The sequence below is a fragment of the Lentiprolixibacter aurantiacus genome (genome assembly GCF_026241225.1).
In the GTDB taxonomy this organism is placed as follows: Bacteria; Bacteroidota; Bacteroidia; order Flavobacteriales; family Flavobacteriaceae; genus Lentiprolixibacter; species Lentiprolixibacter aurantiacus.
This window is the reverse complement of record NZ_JAPFQP010000001.1, coordinates 1,345,125-1,362,201: the sequence shown is the minus strand read 5'-3', so window position 1 is coordinate 1,362,201 and position 17,077 is coordinate 1,345,125. Positions and strand designations below refer to the sequence as shown.

The 17,077-nt window shown below is 45.0% G+C and carries 18 protein-coding genes; 6 read left to right on the top strand and 12 right to left on the bottom strand.

The genetic code is table 11. The features are described 5' to 3' along the window. Nucleotides 1-5: 5 nt before the first annotated feature. Genes OO016_RS06100 through mraZ form a run of 5 tightly spaced genes read right to left on the bottom strand, consistent with a single transcriptional unit; the run spans nt 6 to nt 5,167 of the window. Nucleotides 6-1,469: a UDP-N-acetylmuramoyl-L-alanyl-D-glutamate--2,6-diaminopimelate ligase gene (locus tag OO016_RS06100; protein ID WP_266011643.1), complete on the bottom strand. Its 1,464-nt coding sequence runs from the start codon at nt 1,467-1,469 to the stop codon at nt 6-8. Further along, the gene (locus OO016_RS06095; RefSeq protein WP_266011641.1) at nt 1,466-3,472 is read right to left on the bottom strand and encodes a PASTA domain-containing penicillin-binding protein; all 2,007 of its coding nucleotides are present in this window, start codon (nt 3,470-3,472) and stop codon (nt 1,466-1,468) included. The genes OO016_RS06100 and OO016_RS06095 overlap by 4 nt, the downstream gene beginning before the upstream one ends. 1 nt (nt 3,473) lies before the next feature. Next, nucleotides 3,474-3,794: an FtsL-like putative cell division protein gene (locus tag OO016_RS06090; RefSeq protein ID WP_266011639.1), complete on the bottom strand. Its 321-nt coding sequence runs from the start codon at nt 3,792-3,794 to the stop codon at nt 3,474-3,476. Between the two features lie 25 nt (nt 3,795-3,819). Then, the gene (rsmH, locus tag OO016_RS06085) at nt 3,820-4,722 is read right to left on the bottom strand and encodes a 16S rRNA (cytosine(1402)-N(4))-methyltransferase RsmH (RefSeq protein WP_266011638.1); all 903 of its coding nucleotides are present in this window, start codon (nt 4,720-4,722) and stop codon (nt 3,820-3,822) included. Further along, entirely contained in the window at nt 4,703-5,167 is a 465-nt protein-coding gene (gene mraZ / locus OO016_RS06080; protein ID WP_266011637.1) for a division/cell wall cluster transcriptional repressor MraZ, read from the bottom strand. Before mraZ ends, rsmH begins: the two co-directional genes overlap by 20 nt. Nucleotides 5,168-5,437: 270 nt before the next feature. Between mraZ and OO016_RS06075 the strand changes: the two genes are divergently transcribed. Both OO016_RS06075 and yihA read left to right on the top strand, forming a co-directional pair. Further along, complete coding sequence (locus OO016_RS06075) at nt 5,438-6,202, top strand: alpha/beta fold hydrolase (RefSeq protein ID WP_266011636.1); 765 nt, start codon at nt 5,438-5,440, stop codon at nt 6,200-6,202. A gap of 45 nt (nt 6,203-6,247) precedes the next feature. Then, entirely contained in the window at nt 6,248-6,853 is a 606-nt protein-coding gene (gene yihA, locus OO016_RS06070; RefSeq protein ID WP_266011635.1) for a ribosome biogenesis GTP-binding protein YihA/YsxC, read from the top strand. Nucleotides 6,854-6,873: 20 nt separating this feature from the next. Here the strand turns inward: yihA and OO016_RS06065 are convergent, their stop codons facing one another. Continuing rightward, the gene (locus OO016_RS06065; RefSeq protein ID WP_266011634.1) at nt 6,874-7,248 is read right to left on the bottom strand and encodes a GTPase; all 375 of its coding nucleotides are present in this window, start codon (nt 7,246-7,248) and stop codon (nt 6,874-6,876) included. Between the two features lie 210 nt (nt 7,249-7,458). Between OO016_RS06065 and glgP the strand changes: the two genes are divergently transcribed. After that, a complete protein-coding gene (gene glgP / locus OO016_RS06060) occupies nt 7,459-9,102 on the top strand; it encodes an alpha-glucan family phosphorylase (RefSeq protein WP_266011633.1) in 1,644 nt (547 codons plus the stop codon). Nucleotides 9,103-9,107: 5 nt separating this feature from the next. On the opposite strand, the gene gldC is transcribed toward glgP, so the two are convergent. Continuing rightward, nucleotides 9,108-9,443 (bottom strand): gliding motility protein GldC, encoded by a 336-nt coding sequence (gldC, locus tag OO016_RS06055; protein ID WP_266011632.1) that lies wholly within the window; start codon nt 9,441-9,443, stop codon nt 9,108-9,110. Nucleotides 9,444-9,445: 2 nt separating this feature from the next. Further along, nucleotides 9,446-10,375: a gliding motility lipoprotein GldB gene (gldB, locus tag OO016_RS06050; protein ID WP_266011631.1), complete on the bottom strand. Its 930-nt coding sequence runs from the start codon at nt 10,373-10,375 to the stop codon at nt 9,446-9,448. Between the two features lie 126 nt (nt 10,376-10,501). Here gldB and nadE point away from each other — a divergent pair, with 126 nt between their 5' ends. Next, nucleotides 10,502-11,290 carry an NAD(+) synthase gene (gene nadE / locus OO016_RS06045; RefSeq protein ID WP_266011630.1) on the top strand — a complete coding sequence of 263 codons (789 nt, stop codon included), beginning with the start codon at nt 10,502-10,504 and terminating at the stop codon, nt 11,288-11,290. Nucleotides 11,291-11,455: 165 nt separating this feature from the next. Next, entirely contained in the window at nt 11,456-12,085 is a 630-nt protein-coding gene (locus OO016_RS06040) for a response regulator (RefSeq protein WP_266011628.1), read from the top strand. A 57-nt stretch (nt 12,086-12,142) separates the two neighbouring features. Here the strand turns inward: OO016_RS06040 and dnaG are convergent, their stop codons facing one another. Then, a complete protein-coding gene (gene dnaG, locus OO016_RS06035) occupies nt 12,143-14,119 on the bottom strand; it encodes a DNA primase (RefSeq protein WP_266011626.1) in 1,977 nt (658 codons plus the stop codon). Between the two features lie 111 nt (nt 14,120-14,230). Here dnaG and OO016_RS06030 point away from each other — a divergent pair, with 111 nt between their 5' ends. Beyond that, nucleotides 14,231-14,482, top strand: coding sequence for a zinc-ribbon domain-containing protein (locus OO016_RS06030; RefSeq protein ID WP_266011624.1), 252 nt, complete (start codon nt 14,231-14,233; stop codon nt 14,480-14,482). Between the two features lie 77 nt (nt 14,483-14,559). Here OO016_RS06030 and OO016_RS06025 read toward each other — a convergent pair whose 3' ends face one another. The 3 genes from OO016_RS06025 to OO016_RS06015 all read right to left on the bottom strand — a co-directional run bounded on the left by OO016_RS06025 (nt 14,560) and on the right by OO016_RS06015 (nt 17,031). Beyond that, complete coding sequence (locus OO016_RS06025; protein ID WP_266011622.1) at nt 14,560-15,624, bottom strand: hypothetical protein; 1,065 nt, start codon at nt 15,622-15,624, stop codon at nt 14,560-14,562. 92 nt (nt 15,625-15,716) lie between these two features. Next, nucleotides 15,717-16,481: a hypothetical protein gene (locus OO016_RS06020; RefSeq protein ID WP_266011620.1), complete on the bottom strand. Its 765-nt coding sequence runs from the start codon at nt 16,479-16,481 to the stop codon at nt 15,717-15,719. Continuing rightward, nucleotides 16,468-17,031 carry an RNA polymerase sigma factor gene (locus OO016_RS06015; RefSeq protein WP_266011972.1) on the bottom strand — a complete coding sequence of 188 codons (564 nt, stop codon included), beginning with the start codon at nt 17,029-17,031 and terminating at the stop codon, nt 16,468-16,470. Before OO016_RS06015 ends, OO016_RS06020 begins: the two co-directional genes overlap by 14 nt. Between the last annotated feature and the right edge of the window lie 46 nt (nt 17,032-17,077).

Sequence of the window (17,077 nt, the reverse complement as noted above, 5' to 3'; positions counted from 1 at the left end):
TTCATTCATTTATTCAGTGCTTCCAGGGTTTCCCTGACAATTTTGAAATCATCAAAATCTTCTCGCTTTCCATTGGTTTCCTGGTAGGTCTCATGGCCTTTGCCTGCAACCAGGATTATATCATTTTCATTAGCCAGTTGACAGGCAGTTTTAATGGCTTGTCGCCGATTTTCAATGGACAATATTTTTTTGGTATTCTGTGGCTCCACTCCAGCTTCCATCTCTTCAATAATTACAATGGGAGATTCAGAACGGGGATTGTCTGAAGTAAAAATGGCCTTGCTGCTCAGCTCAGAGGCGATATGACCCATTACCGGACGCTTAGACTTGTCACGATCACCACCACACCCCACTACGGTGATGACGTTTTCATTTCCAGTCCTCAATGTATTGATGGTATTCAATACATTTTTTAAGGCGTCCGGCGTATGGGCATAATCAACTATCGCGGTTATTCGTTGCTTCGAAATGAAATACTGAAATCTTCCATCCACATTTTCCAACTCGCTTAAAAGTCTTAGGATTTCCAGTTTTTCTAACCCCAAAAGGTCGGCTGCAGCATAAATTGCCAGAATATTGTAGGCATTGAAGTGGCCGATAAGCTTCGTCCACAGTTCATTGTCTTCTATTTTAAGTAATTGCCCGTTAAATTGGTTTTCCAGGATCTGTGCCCGGTAATCCCCAAAACTCTTCAGGGCATAGGTATATTTTCTCGCCTTACAGTTCTGCAACATGTAAAGCCCGTTTTTGTCGTCCAGATTGGTAAGCGCAAAAGCCTTTGCCGAAAGCCCGTCGAAGAGCTTCTTCTTTGTGTCCCGGTATTCTGCAAAAGTCCTGTGGTAATCCAGGTGGTCATGGGACAAATTGGTAAATATGGCCCCTTCAAAATACAAGCCCAGTGATCGTTTCTGGGCTATACCGTGAGAGCTGACTTCCATAAAGCAAAATTCAACCCCGGTCTCATTCATCATTTGAAGATGCTTGTTGATGACTAATGGGTCTGGCGTGGTATGTCGGGTTGGATATTCCTGTTCGTCTACCATTATCTTTATGGTAGATATCAACCCAACTTTAAAACCTGCTTTCTTGAACAGCTGATATAACAAACTGGTTACCGTGGTCTTTCCATTGGTGCCGGTGACCCCTATCAACTTTAGATTTCGGGAGGGGTTTTCATAGTAATTGGCCGCCATGATGGCAAGTGCTGCCTGACTGTCGTCTACCTGAACATAGGTAACCTCATTAACCAGTTGTTCTGGGAATTCCTCGCATATTACCGTCTTGCATCCCTGCTCAATGGCCCTGGCGATATACTTATGTCCATCTGTAACAGTTCCACGTATGGCCACAAAGACATCATCAAGACCAACCCCCCTGGAATCAAAATGAAGGGCATTGAAGCGGATATTGGTAGTACCGCTCACCGCAGCAATACGCACCCCAAAAAGTATGTCTTTCAATAGCTTCATGAGAGTTCCAGAACAATTTTTTTAACCTTTTTCAAGGCGGTTCCTTTTGATATGGATTGTTTTTTCACCTTTCCATTTCCTTTCACTTCTACTTCCAGGCCAAGGTTCTCCAGGATCGAAATGGCATCCATGCCACTCATCCCTTTTACATCAGGCACAAACTCGTGATCCTTTTGCGCTTCTGCGAAATAGCGCTGATAGTCTGTCTCAAGTTCGCTGTTTTCAAATCGCAGGTCCTCCACCTCATCAATCACCGGGTTATTCGCATAGATTTTCTGCGCAATGGATTTGAAAACAGGCCCGGATACATCGGCCCCGTAATAGCCCACACTTTTATCCGGTTCGTGAATTACAACAATGCAGGAATATTTGGGATTTTCTGCCGGGAAGTAACCGGCAAATGTGGAGATGTAAGCTAGTTTATCCGGATCCCTCTCCACATAGTTTTTCTGAGCAGTACCTGTTTTGCCGGCCATAGAAAAATTAGGGGAGTACAGGCGGTGACCCGTTCCGTGTTCTTTTTCCACAACGTTTTTCATAAGCTGTTGAACCTGTTTTATGGTTTCCTCAGAGCATATGGAAGGGTTGATCACCTTTTTGTCAAATCGTTGTATGGTCTTGTTCCATTCTCTTACCTCCTTTATCAGCCTGGGACGCAACAACTCTCCGCCGTTGGCAATGGCGTTGTAAAATGCGAGGGTCTGCAATGGTGTCAGGGATACTTCGTAACCGTGAGACATCCATGCAAGGGAGACTCCGGACCAGCCTTTATCTCCAGGGAAACGAATTACAGGCTTGCCCTCTCCTTTTATGGGCATGTTCAACTCCTGATTCAGTCCCATGTTCATTAAGTGATTTACAAACCGGCCTGGCTCGTCCTTGTAATTTTCATGGATTATTTTGGCAAATGCCGTATTGGAAGAAACCTCGAATGCCCTTCCCACCGATATTTTCCCGTATCCTCCGTGCTTGGAATCGCGGACCGTCCTGTCGTAAATGCGCCACCTTCCCCTTTCCGTATCAATGACAGTGCTGGTGTCTACCTTGCCGTCTTCCAGAGCAGCAACCAGAGACATCAGTTTAAAGGTAGAACCAGGTTCATGGGATTCCCCTATGGCGTAATTGAGGCGTTCGTAGTACTTGCCATCAGAAGTCCTGCCCAGGTTGGATATCGCCTTGATCTCACCAGTCTGCGTTTCCATTACGATTACACAACCGTGTTCGGCTCTGTACTTTTCCAGCTGGGTGAGCAGGGCATGGTGAGCAATGTCCTGTATATTGATATTAATGGTAGAAATAACGTCGTAGCCATCCTTAGGCTCCACGATATTGTCCAGACCAATAGGTTTCCACTGTCCTTTTGCTATTTTCTGCTTTAGCCTTTTACCTTCTATTCCTCTTAGGTAATTGCCAAATGCCCCTTCCAGGCCTACACGAGTAGCATAGCCATTTTCATCAAAACGTTCATAGCCAACACTGCGCTCTGCAATTTTTCCCAGGGGGTGTTCGCGCACGGTACGTTGTTCAACAATCAGCCCTCCTTTGTAAGGACCTTTATTAAAAAGTGGGAACGACTTCACCTTGAGGTAATCAGAATATTCTATGTTTCGCGCCACCAGCATATAGCGGTTTTTATTTGCCCTCGCTTCGCGAAACCGGTTTTCGTAATAGGAGGGCTGCCTTCCAAAGTGATTCCCTAAGGCCTCGGATAAGGGCTGCACCAGGGACTCAAAATCATGCTGGCTAACGGTAACTGCATCGAACCGGATAGTGTACTTGGCTACTGAGGTGGCTAAAAGACTACCGTCATCGGAATAAAGATTACCCCGATTTGGCGCAATGGTGAACATTTTTTCCGTGCGCTTCATTGCCAGAGCCTTGTATTTTTCACCCTGCACCATTTGGATACTGACAAGCTTGAACACTACTGCAACCGCAAAGAAAAAGAGACAGGCAGCCACGATATAGAGTCGGGTCATGATATTTTTAGGGGTGATCGCCATTTTAGTCTGCGGAGGCTTTTACTTTGATTTTCTTTGGAGGAGTCTCAGAGGGGAACAGACTGTCCTGAACCACAGCCTCTCTAACTGTAGATTCCAGTTTCAGTCGTTGCACGTCCGATCGCATATCCACAAATTCACTCCTGAGCTCGCGCACTTCTTCATTGAGGGCGGCCAGGCGGTGCACTTTACGATCGGCACTGTGGGCAGAGGCAATCATAATGGTAGCCAGGAAAGAAGCGTAAATAATAAAAAGCCAGTTCTTGGGAGCGTCTCCACTCACCAAAAACTTGCCCTTCAATAAATCCACAATTCCCTTTTTCATATCTCGTGTTACTTAACTCGTATTCTTAAATGCGTTCTGCAATTCTCAGCCTGGCACTTCTGGCCCTGCTGTTCTTAGCTATTTCTTCGGCAGACGGTACGACCAGCTTTCCTACTTTCTTAAAGGGGACCTTAGTACGACCATAAAAATCCTTTTCGGCCTCCCCTTCAAACTTACCCTCTCGGATAAAGCGCTTTACCAACCGGTCTTCAAGTGAATGGTAGCTGATTATGGACAATCGACCGCCCTTTTCCAGCAAGTCCGGAGTCTGCATCAGAAACTCCTCGATCACCTTGATTTCCTCATTGACCTCTATCCGTATTGCCTGATAGACCTGGGCCAGAATTTTCTGTTCCCTATGCCTGGGCAGGAATCGTTGCAGAACTGTCTTTAGTTCTGCCGTGGTCTTTATGGGTTTTCGATTCCGTTCCTCAACAAGGGCAGCGGCCATCTCCCGAGAGCGTTTCAGTTCTCCGTAGCGAAATAATACCGTAGCCAGATCCTGCTGTGAATAGGTGTTGACCACCTCAAAGGCGGAAAGCTCATTCTTTTTGCTCATCCGCATATCGAGATCGGCCTCAAAACGGGTTGAAAAACCGCGTTCAGCCTGATCGAACTGATGTGAGGAAACTCCGAAATCGGCCAGAATCCCGTCAACCTTTAGTATGCCATAGAACTTTAAAAACTGCCTGATGTACCGGAAATTTTCGTTTATCAGTCGAAACCGGCTGTCATCAATTGTATTTTGAAGAGCATCCTCATCCTGATCAAATGCAATGAGTTGCCCTTTTTCTCCCAGTTGGTTCAGTATCTCACGGGAATGTCCCCCACCCCCGAACGTCACATCTACGTATATACCGTCTTCCTTAATGCTGAGTCCGTCAACAGACTCCTTAAGCAGTACGGGGTTATGATAGGTCCTCTCCATCTTCACCCATCACCTCTTCTGCCAGTTCTGCAAAATTCTCAGCAGTTTCATCAAGCACCTGTTCATAGCTCTCTTTGTCCCAGATTTCTATGATGTTAATGGCAGAACTCAGAACCACCTCCTTTTTGATGCCTGCAACCTCTACCAGGTTTTTGGGGATCAGCAGTCTGCCTGTGGAATCGATTTCCACCGGTTTTACCCCGGCTGAAAAACGCCTGATGAAATCGTTGTTTTTTTTCCTGAACCGGTTCTTTTTGTTCATTTTCTGCATGAGCAGATTCCATTCTTCCATGGGGTACAATTCGAGGCAGGGATGGAATACGGAACGCTTGAGCACAAAGCCCTGAGCGAGGAGCGGCGCCATTTGATTCTTCAGGGTAACAGGTATCATTACCCTCCCTTTGGCATCGGCTTTACAATCGTATGTCCCTATGAAACTGATCACGGAAACCGGTTTGGTTAATTATTTAAACTCAAATATATAGAAATTATTACCACAATTTACCACAAATTACCACTTTGTTGATAAATTTAGGTGACATATATCCCGTAAGGGGTACTGAGATGGAAAGAAATGTCCATTTGCCACGCATCCCGCACCAGGGAAAGAATGGCAAAAGGGACAGCAGGACCGCGGCTTTATTGGTTGTCCCAAAAATAGTGCTATAATGGGGAAATGCCTATATTTGCCAACTAACAGAACAAGGCACTCTGCATGGAAGAGGACATTATTACCGAAGGTAAATTCCGGTATATTGAAGTTGGAGAAGGCAAACCCATGATTATCCTTCACGGCCTTATGGGAGGTTTGAGTAATTTCCATGGGGTGACTGATTTTTTCCCTAAAAAGGGTTATCAGGTCCTTGTCCCTGAGCTTCCCATTTACGAAATGCCCACCATAAAGACCAACGTAAAGAACTTTGCCAAATTCCTTGAAAAATTCATTGAATACAAGGGTTTGAAAGACGTTATTCTGCTGGGTAATTCGCTTGGGGGTCATATTGGACTATTGCATACCAAGCTTTATCCCGAAATGGTCAAAGCCCTTGTTATCACCGGGAGTTCTGGCCTTTACGAGAGTGCCATGGGCGATGGTTACCCCAAACGCGGGGATTACGAGTTTATCAAGAAAAAAGCACAGGATGTATTCTACGATCCCGCAGTAGCTACCAAAGAGATCGTCGATGAGGTGTACGCAACGGTAAACGACCGCATGAAGCTAGTTAAAACACTTGCCATTGCCAAAAGCGCCATCAGGCACAACATGTCCAAAGACCTTCCCCACATGCAGACACCTACCTGCATTATATGGGGTAAAAACGATACGGTAACCCCTCCCAACGTTGCTGAGGAGTTCCATGAATTGCTTCCGGACTCCGATTTATACTGGATCGAGAAATGCGGTCATGCCCCCATGATGGAGCATCCGGAGGAATTCAATATTATCCTCGATTCCTGGTTGGAGAAGAGACAATTCTAACCCAACCTTATAATGGAATGCCCACACGGGTAAAAAGGCTTAAGCATGAAGATCAAATCTGCCGATTTTATAATCAGCAATTCCAGAGTGGAGCAATGCCCCAATGAACCTCTTCCGGAATACGCATTTATTGGCAGGTCCAATGTAGGCAAATCCTCCCTGATCAATTCGCTGACTCAACGGAAAGGCCTGGCCAAAACCTCCGGGCGGCCCGGCAAAACGCAGCTGATCAACCATTTCAAGATAAACAACAACTGGTTTCTGGTTGACCTTCCCGGATATGGCTATGCCCGGGTTTCCAAAAAGGATAAGAAAATCTTCCAGAAATATATCACGGATTACTTCCTTAAAAGGAAGCAGCTGGTAAGTGCCTTTGTCCTGATTGACATCCGTCATGAACCACAAAAAATTGATCTGGAATTCATGCAGTGGCTGGGTGAAAACGCCATTCCGTTTGCCATTGTTTTTACCAAGGCAGATAAATTGAAGCCCAACGCCATAGAAAAACAGGTGCAATCGTACCTGGACACTTTAACCAGTAGCATCTGGGAGGAAGCGCCCCCCCACTTTATTACCTCATCCAGCAAAGGAATTGGACGGGAAGAATTACTGGATTATATCGATTCCATTAACAGGAGTTTTCACAAATAATCCCTCTAAACAAAAATTGATTAAATACGTTCTTCCAGCAGCTTAATCAGTGCTTCGGTTTCGGAAAGCTCATTGAGTTCCCCGGTGCCTATCACCACTTCAAGTCCGGAATTCGTTCCGCCCAGCACGATTGGATATGTAAATTTATGTCCGAATTTGGAAGCGTATCCCTTTACAAATTCATCTTTGTGCAAAAATCTCATCGGGAATTCATGCCGCTGCCTGAAATCCTTCCAAACCTTCCTTTCAAAAAAGGCACCGTGTGTAAGTTGGCAAAGATTGCATTCATAGGTAGCCGGGCTCAATACCTTATGTGCCCCGTCCAGGATTGCATTCTTCAAACCGGAGTCGGCATTGTAAATAAAAAACAGTTCCCTGATCGCTTCTTTTCCCATTGCCTTTTTGGATTTATTTACGCCAAAGATACGGTACAATAGTCTGCACAACACCTAAAGCCTCTTAACCTAAAAATAAAGGGCAACCAATATAGTGCACCCCCTTTCCAAGTTTCATATTTTACTATATTCGCCAGGTATTTTATGACCTGTCTTGAAAATACTGTAAGGCAGGTTTTACAAACGCTAATCAAAAACAAGAAATTTCCTATGACCAGCAAATATGCCAAATGGCACCATCCATATAAACCTTCACAGAAATTCCAGAAAAAAGTAGCCTACTTCAGTATGGAATTTGGAATTGACCAGGGATTAAAGATCTATTCCGGGGGACTCGGTTTTTTGGCGGGCTCTCACATGAAAGCCGCCCATGACCTCAAGCAAAACCTTATTGGGATAGGCATGTTGTGGAAGTACGGATATTACGATCAATACCGGAATCCGGACCAGACCCTCCTTCCCGCCTTTATTGAAAAGAATTATTGCTACCTGGAAGATACAGGTATAGAGCTACAGGTAAGGATCAGGAACAATCACGCTGTCAAGGTGGGTGTCCTGGTTTTAAAACCTGAAATTTTTAACACAGCCCCTATTTATCTGCTCACTACTGATGTTGATGGCAATGACCATTTGTCCCGTACTATCACAAACAGGTTATACGACCCCAATGACGAAACCCGGATTGCCCAGAGCATCATTCTCGGTGTGGGAGGGGCAAAGCTCGTGGAAATTCTGGGTGGTGCGGATATTTACCATCTTAACGAAGGCCATGCACTGCCTGCATTCTACTACCTGCGAAACCGGGGTGTTAGCAAGGAACAGATGGTGTTTACCACGCATACCCCGGAGAAAGGCGGACATGAAGAGCGTTTTGGCCCTATGCTGAATGACTTCGGGTTTTTCGAGCGCAGGCTCAATGATGATGAGCTGGAACGGGAAACTGTTTCCGGTAACCAGCTCAATTATACCATTGCAGCCCTTCGCATGGTAAAAAGGGCCAATGCCGTTTCCAAACTGCATTCAAAAGTTGCCAGGCATATGTATGAAGGAGTATCCGGTATTGCCGGGGTAATTCCTATAACCAATAGTCAGCATCAGGGGTTCTGGCAGGATTCCAAACTCGGGCAGGCCTGGAAGAAGAACAACCCCGTTGCGTTCAGAAAACGCAAACTGGAACTCAAAGAGGAATTGTTCGGTGAGGTGCTCAACCAAACCGGAAAGATATTTGATCCCAGGGCTCTTACCATAGTCTGGGCGCGGCGCTTTGCGGAATACAAGCGGGCAGATTTGCTGCTGTATGATCTGCAGCGATTTGAACAAATCATTTCCAACAGCAGCTATCCCGTTCAGATTATTTGGGCAGGAAAACCTTATCCCGGGGACCACGGAGCAATTGGCATTTTCAATCGACTGGTCCATTACACGAGGCACAAGGCGAACCTCGCGGTGCTTACCGGATATGAAATTGCATTGTCCAGGTTGCTCAAGGAAGGTTCCGATATATGGTTGAATACCCCGCGAATCACCAGAGAAGCGTCCGGGACCAGCGGCATGACTGCTGCTATGAACGGGTCCGTGAACCTGTCTACACGAGACGGGTGGATTCCAGAATTTATAAGGAATGGAAAAAATGGCTTCGTGTTACCGGCCCTGGACCACAATTTACCTCATGGTGAACAGGATTACAAAGACAGTCAGAATTTGTACAAGATACTGGAAGATAAAGTAATGCCCATCTATTACGACAAACCAGGGAACTGGTCTGAGATCGTATTTAATGGAATTGAAGGGGTAGTTCCTCAATTCACCAGTGCCCGAATGGCAACGGAGTATTACGAAAAACTGTATCGCTAGGGGGTTTACCCTCTTAATTCAAGTTTATCTGCAAAATACTCGCAGAAATCCTTCATGGTAGCCGTCATTTTCTCATCCTGGGTGGCTTTCATAAAGGTATCGGACATGGCTACCAGGGTCTGGTGAAAAAAGATCTTCATTTCATCAACAGGCATGTCCTTGGTCCAGAGGTCAATTTTCAGAGATTCCTTGTTTTTGCTATCCCATACCGACAGCAGCATAGCCTTGGCTTCCTCATTGTGTATTCCTCCATCATCGGCGGTCCAATTCAAAGATTCCGGAACCCGGTTTTCATCCAGGGAAACTTCCAAAATAATTTTTGAGGTATGCAACTTGCTCATGACTATTTTTTAGGTTTATAGTTTGCCTGCTCAAAAATGGTCTTCTCGGGGGTTTTGAGCAATTCTTTTAATGAAACATCTCTATTGCGGGCAAAGGCATTCACTATCTGCCAGCCCATATACCGCCCAATCCGACCAGGAGACTCATTATCCAGCATCAGCCTGAATTTGGAAAAGGGCGCGGGATCGAGAAAACGGGGACCCAGTTTTCGGTCGGTACTAAACAACAATTCCCGCTCTACAAAGTAGCGCCAGATTTGTTCTTCATTTGCCTGTGACCATTCATATTGCAACTCAGTGTAGCCGATTAGATCTTCATCCAGAACAAGCGGCAAAAGCTGGTCCTTGAGATACAACTCTTTGCCATAATAGATCATTTGAGCCAGAAAAGTCCGGTCTGAAGGAGGCGGGATAACTTTTTTAGCAAAGGCCGCCGCTACATCAGCTGCCAGATACTTTTTGTCAAATCCCGCTGCAATATACCGATCTATACCGCTGTAGAAACGATGTTCCATTCCAAGGTAGTTGTCCAATCCAAGTAACAGCAATGTATCTGCAAGGATTACCCTGTTATTGTAATCCACATCTGATGAAACAGTAACAATTTTTGGAAGGGGTTGATCGGGGAAGTAGTACCGTATATGTTTGAAAAGTAAATCCAGGTCCGTTTTCTCTTCGCCGAAATCGCCAAATGCCTGATCTATTTCATCGAGTAACGACTGCTGCAAAGTATCCTGAAGTTTGAGGTACCATACACTGTCTGCATATTGCGGTGGGAAAAGATAGGGGTAGTCTGCCTTGAGGCCATCCAGAGTCTCTGGTGTAGCATTTGCAAATGCCCTATCAAAACGGCTCACTTCAAGGTCAACTTCTAAGGAAGTAATGGCATCAGGTATTTCAGCACCTTCTTTACAGCTCAAAATCGTGGTCATCAGTGTGATTAAACACAAGACGCTCACAAGGTTAACAAGTATTTGACGCTTCATTTCCATTTTCGGCCCACCAGCCCTATTTTTACGAGGGCAAATTTAAGGCATTCATTATTAATAGAGAGAAGTATGCAAACGGAAAAAGTAGTTGATCATATTGTTAACTGGTTAAAGGATTATGCAGATAATGCCGGCATCGGGGGTTTTGTAATTGGTGTGTCAGGAGGTATTGATTCCGCCGTGACTTCAACGCTATGTGCAAAAACAGGATTGACCCTGCTTTGTGTGGAGATGCCTATTCACCAGGGCAAAAATCAGGTAGACCGGGCCAATGATCATATCAACTGGCTTCAGGAACACTTCCCAAATGTAAGCAGGCAACCAGTGAACCTGACCCCCATTTTCGACAGTTTCGTTTCAGCCATGCCTCCCGTTGCAGACGAAGAGGAGCGCTTCATGTCCCTGGCTAACACCAGGGCTCGTCTGCGTATGACAACCCTCTATTATTTTGCAGCTTTAAAGAAATACCTGGTGGCTGGCACCGGAAACAAGGTGGAAGACTTCGGAATTGGCTTTTACACCAAGTATGGTGACGGGGGTGTAGACCTGAGCCCCATAGCAGACCTGCTCAAGACAGAAGTCTATGAGGTAGGGGCTTATCTTGGCATTATAGAATCTATTATGACGGCTCCACCCACAGATGGTCTTTGGGGCGACAACCGCACAGATGAAGACCAGATTGGGGCTTCCTATCCGGAGCTGGAATGGGCTATGAAAATGAAAGATCAGGGGAAGGTAGCTGCCGACTTCGAAGGCAGAGAGCGCGAAGTTTTTGATATCTATGTGAGTTATAACCACATGAACAAGCATAAAATGCTGCCTATACCCGTTTGTGAGATTCCTGAGGGGCTAAAATGACCTCTCACCTATTAATCAGGCTTTTACCTCGAATATTGTAGGAAAAATTGGGATATATCAGCAAAATTTAGCCAATTTTGTTTAACTAATTTGAGATTTAATCTTATATTTCACGGAAGCCCTAGTCCCACTTTATAAGACGAAATCTAGAAATCAACCTAAAAAATGATCAAAGTTGTTATTGCGGATAACCACCCCATAGTTCGTCTGGGAATCCGCAACGTACTTAGCACTGCAGCGGATTTTGAACTCATTGATGATGTGGGAACAACCTCAGAGTTGTTCCAATCACTCAAAAAATCTACTCCGGATGTAGTTTTGTTAGAGCTGGATATCCCGGAAATTAACGGTATTGCAACCATCCGAAAGATTAAACAAGAATTTCCAGAAGTAAAAGTGCTCATCTACAGCGGACAATCTGAAGATGTCTATGCACTCAGCACTATTAGGGCTGGCGCCTTTGGCTATCTTTCCAAAACAGCCGATTTGGATTATATAGTTGCCGCACTAAAAAAGGTGAATGAAGGAAAGATGTTTATCACCAATGAACTTGCACAGCGCCTGGCTTTTGATGAAGGCACTCAAAAACCAAGAAGGTTCTTCAGGAAGTTATCTACCCGGGAGGTTGAAGTACTCAAAATGCTGGCCAGCGGAAAACGAAACAAAGAGGTGGCACAGGGACTCAACCTCAACGAAAAGACAGTAAGCACCTACAAGGCTCGCCTCATGAAAAAACTGAATGTAGACAATCTGGTAGATTTGCTACAGCAGGCAAAGGCACTTGAGTTGTATTAGTGGAATTCTTAATTTTAAAAACCCGGCTAAAAGGCCGGGTTTTTTATTGGCAGAAAGTCAGGAGAGAACCCGGTTCAATTTGGTGTTCAGCAATTTGTTCAGCTGCAAATAATTCATGATTTCCTCCAGGACCTCCCGGTTATCAGTGTTCTCTGATTCTGTGTTTTGCTGCAAAACCTCTATCCTCCTTTTAATGAGATAACAGCGCAGGGTAAGGATGGTTTCGCTTACCAGCTGGGCAATGGTGTTCTCTTTTTCCTTGGGATAGATATCCTTGCGCTCCCAATGATGCAGCTCGTATTTCTCCTCGTCCATCAAAATAGATGACACAGCCTCCAAAAGGTCCTTATCAAGGTATGACAGAAAGGTGTTCAGGGAAAACTGATCATCCTTGCTGAGCTCTTCCATAAGGCGGTAGTATATCTTCCTGAATTCCTCATGGGTAAGCTCAATCTCGTCCTCCTGTAAATCCAGATATACCTTCTCATAAACCTTGGATACCGCTTGTTCCGGTTGCAACTCTAAATCCCCGGCGGCATTTTCCTTCAAAATAAGGTCTTCAAATTCCTGTTCCTGATTCCCATAGAGGAGCAGCATTTCAATGATTTTCTTTTCCAGTTCAAACTGCACATTGACCTTTTCCTGCAGCTCATTGTTCTTGACAACCGCAAAAGATTTTTGCTGCTTGAGTTGTCTCAGGGCCTCCCCGTAATTCTTTTTGTCTACCTGGGCCAGGGTATTGAAAAGCACCGCCTCTGAAATATTCATAATGCGTGCACACTCCTGTATATACACCTCTTTCTTGATCCGATCCGGTATTTTGGCGATACTGTTAACGATATCCCGTATGGTTTCTGCCCGTTTTACTGGATCTCGCGCCGCATCTTCAGCAAGCAGGGAGGTCTTAAACTGTATAAAATCCCGGGCATTGGATTCGAGGTACAGGATTACCTCTTCATAGCTATTGGCTTTGGCAAAACTATCCGGATCTTCACCTTCAGGAAAGAGGCAAACCTTCACATTCATCCCCTGCTCCAGGATAAGGTCTATTCCTCTAAGGGAAGCCCGGAGCCCGGCGGGATCACCATCAAAAAGAACTGTGATATTCTGGGTCAGCCGGTTGATCAGGCGAATCTGTTCCGGGGTAAGGGCAGTACCACTGGATGCCACCACATTGTGGATGCCCCTCTGGTACATCTGAATAACATCGGTATACCCCTCAACCAGGTAGCAATTATCCTCTTTGGCAATGGCCTGTTTAGCGAAATGGATCCCATAGAGTACCTTGCTTTTATGATAAATATCGCTCTCCGGGGAGTTCAGGTATTTAGCCGCTTTGACATTATTGGCAAGGATGCGGCCTCCAAATCCAAGTACCCTGCCGCTCATGGAATGAATGGGGAACATTACCCGGCCTTTAAACCGGTCAAAGGTTTTCTTGCTATCGGGTTGGGACGGGTCTTCTTTGACAATGGTTAAACCCGTTTTTTCCAGGTAATCCAATTGATAACCTTTGGCAAGGGCTGCTTTAGTAAATGCATCCCACTGATCCGGGCTGTATCCGAGTCCAAAATGCCGGATAGTCTCTTCGTTAAATCCCCTTTCCTTGAAATAGCTCAGGGCAATGGCTTTACCAGTCTCTGATTCCCAGAGCTTTTTAGAAAAGAATTCCTGAGCATATTCAGAGACCAGGTACATACTCTCCCGCTCATTAGCCTTTTCCTTTTGCTCATCAGTTTGCTGGGTTTCTTCAATTTCTATCTGGTACTTTTTAGCCAGGTAGCGGATAGCTTCGGGATAGGTAAAATGCTCGTGTTCCATTAGGAATGCTACTACATTACCTCCTTTGCCACTGCTGAAATCTTTCCAGATCTGCTTAACCGGGGAGACCATGAAACTTGGGGTACGCTCGTCTGTAAACGGGCTAAGCCCTTTGAAGTTTGAACCAGACTTTTTCAGTTGCACAAAATCGCCAATCACCTCCTCTACACGGGCGGTTTCATATACCTGGTCTATAGTCGATCTTGAAATCAATTGAAATAAATCTGTAACGGTTAAAGGTAAAAAATAGCCACACTTTGTAAAAGCTTTGGCTGCAATATTATCCCGATTGTGTAAATTAGGAGTAGCAACAAAGCAAAATCCATGATACTGTTTTTTGGCACAAGACCGGGAAAAACAAGAACAGCTGCTCTGACCGGGGTAAGTTGCCCTCATTGTGGAAACAAAGGACAGCTTACTGCTAGCAGCACCCCAAACTTTATCCATATTTTCTGGATTCCGGTTTACCGCCTGGGCACTAGCTTAGTAGCAGAATGTTCACACTGCAAAAGGGGTTTTTATAAGGAAGACTTTAGTTCGGAAATGAAGCGAGCCGTAGAAGAACAACTGCGTTAAACCAAAATTGCCCCTTCCTTTGAAACCGAAGTTGATATGGTTCCATGGAAAAGGCAATTGAAATTAAAAAGCTAAACTTACAAATCGAATCGGAGTCCAAGTGAAATATTGCGTTGCTCTACCACTGCATCTTCGAATATGGGATTCAGATCGTACTTGATGTACAATAAAGTACCTCCTACACCTGCATAGGCACTTAACCCATACACCAGGTTATTTACATTGTAGTCCCGTTTGAGTTTGTCCTTTACGCGGGAACCATCAATCCTGTATTTAAGTTTTTGGCGCACACCAATGTTAAATCCACCATACCCCCCAATACCGAATCGGAATTGATTATCTATTGAATAGCGGATCTTCTGATCCGTTCGTTTCACCTTGGAAGGACCGAATTCAAAGTGCACTGGAAAAACCAGGTTATCCACCCGCAGCTTCGATTTGTTAAGCTCAAAGGCGAACTCCTGAAGCTCTGTCTGGTTCCCATTCTCTACAAAATACTGGTTATCCTTGGGTTTTAACCCATTGAATTGAAAAGAGAAACCATAATTGAATCTCAGGAAGTTAGAGTTCCTGAAGACTCTGGTCCGCCAGTTCCATCCAAATTCCAGGAAACGGCTACCTCCTACCTTGTAGGGTGAATCACTAAGTGACTGCCCGTCGATCAGGGCATTGTTAAAACCTACTGCCAGGACAAAATCAGAATAGGTCCTTCTGTCGTAAACCGGAACTTTGCTATTATTCTGGAACAACTTCAGTTCCTCATCCCCAACATTGATTGTGAGGCCAACCCCGTCTTCAATTATGGAGATTTCCTTCCTCGCTTCGAGCACCTCTCCTTTATTCCGGTTTAAAAGGGCAATTCTGTTATCAATAATGGCCAGCCGGTCTTCAATATTCAGCGCTCTTTTCCTGGCGGCTTCTTCCTTCAGTTCACGAGCCTTCTCTTCGGTGATCTCACCTCGTTCCAGCCGGGTAGTGATGGTTTTGACCTCCTCTTTCAACGCTTCTTTTTCCTGCAGGGTGATCTGTTCCTTCTGCTTTTCGAGCTTGGCTACCTTTTCCTGATAGGTTTCCTGGGCAGAGGTTGCCAATCCTGCCAAAAGAAGAATGGCAATTAAAATTTGTTTTGCAATTGTTCTCATAATGGTATTGATTTTAGATGATTGATGAATATACTCCTCCTGCACCCCTATATCAGGGCGACTTGTTTTAAGCTATATAAATAGGATATGGTTTAGTTGTTCCGGTCTGCTACTGCTGTCCTAACTTTATTAAATCCGGATTTCAGACGATCAAATATCTGGTCCCGGAAGGACCGGTCGAGTTCATTCTCAACTTCGTTCAGCAAGGCCATTGCATCTACGTTTCGATCAGTTTTAAAAATCTTTTCCCTCAATAATTCATCCTGAGCATTCCTCAACAGGGAATCTACTTCTGCCTCGGTAAGGGCATCACTGTTCAATTCCAGCAGTCGTACCTCGGCAATCACCTCCGTAATTTTAGCCTCAATGATCAGCTCTTCCGTATTATTGATTTCCCCTACAGGCATGCTTTCATCTTTTACAAATTCTGATGATTCCAAAACTGCCAATTCCTGCTCCATTGAATTTGGAATAGCCTTTAATTGGCTTTGCCCCTCTTTCTCAGCAGCCTCCTGAGCAGGCATTGTTTCTGCAAGGGTTTCTGTTTGTTCCGTTTCAGGCCATTTGTTGCCGGACGGTACCTCTTCGGCTTCTGAATCCTTATCTGCTTCCTGTACTTCGGTAGCTACAATCTGTACAGGGGAATCCAAATCTGGTTTCGGAGACCGGCTTAGATATAACCCTAAAATGACGATGCCCACGAAGCTTGCAGCGATACTGTACCATATTACAGGTTTTCTGCGCTTTTCTTCCTGGGGCAGCTGTCCTGCGATCTTACTCCAGGCCTCTTCAGAAGGGGTTATTTCCCGCTGCTGCATTTTTTCCTTAATGTACTTTTCAAACTTATCTGGTGCCATAGCCTAATCGGTTTTGTGCTGCCAATTTTTCCTGTAAAACTTTCCTCGCCTTATACAATTGCGATTTGGAGGTACTTTCAGTAATCTCCAGCATTTCAGCGATTTCCTGATGTTTGTATCCTTCTATCGCATACAGGACAAAAACCATCCTGTAGCCTTCGGGAAGGGAGTCAATAACCGCCTGGATTTCTTCCACCTCCAGAGAAGTGGATACATCTGCCCTTTCGGGTGGGTGGTTTTCCATCACTTCCTCATCAAAGACCACAAACTGTCTTTTCCTGAGGTGATCAATGGCCTCCCGGATCATGATTCGCCTGATCCAACCTTCAAAACTTCCTTCATTCCGGAAATTCTTAAGGTTTCGGAATACCTTTACAAATCCCTGTACCATCACGTCTTCTGCAAACTGCAGATCCCGGATATACTGTCTGCAAACACTCAGCATCTTAGGAGCATAATGCTCGTAGATTAGGCGCTGAGACTGGCTGTTTCCGGAAGCAGCCTTGCTGATTAACAGCTTTTCGTTCTTATAAAGAGTTATGATCTTCAAGGGATTCATATTTGCGCTCTATTTATATAGACGTGTAGTGTGGAAA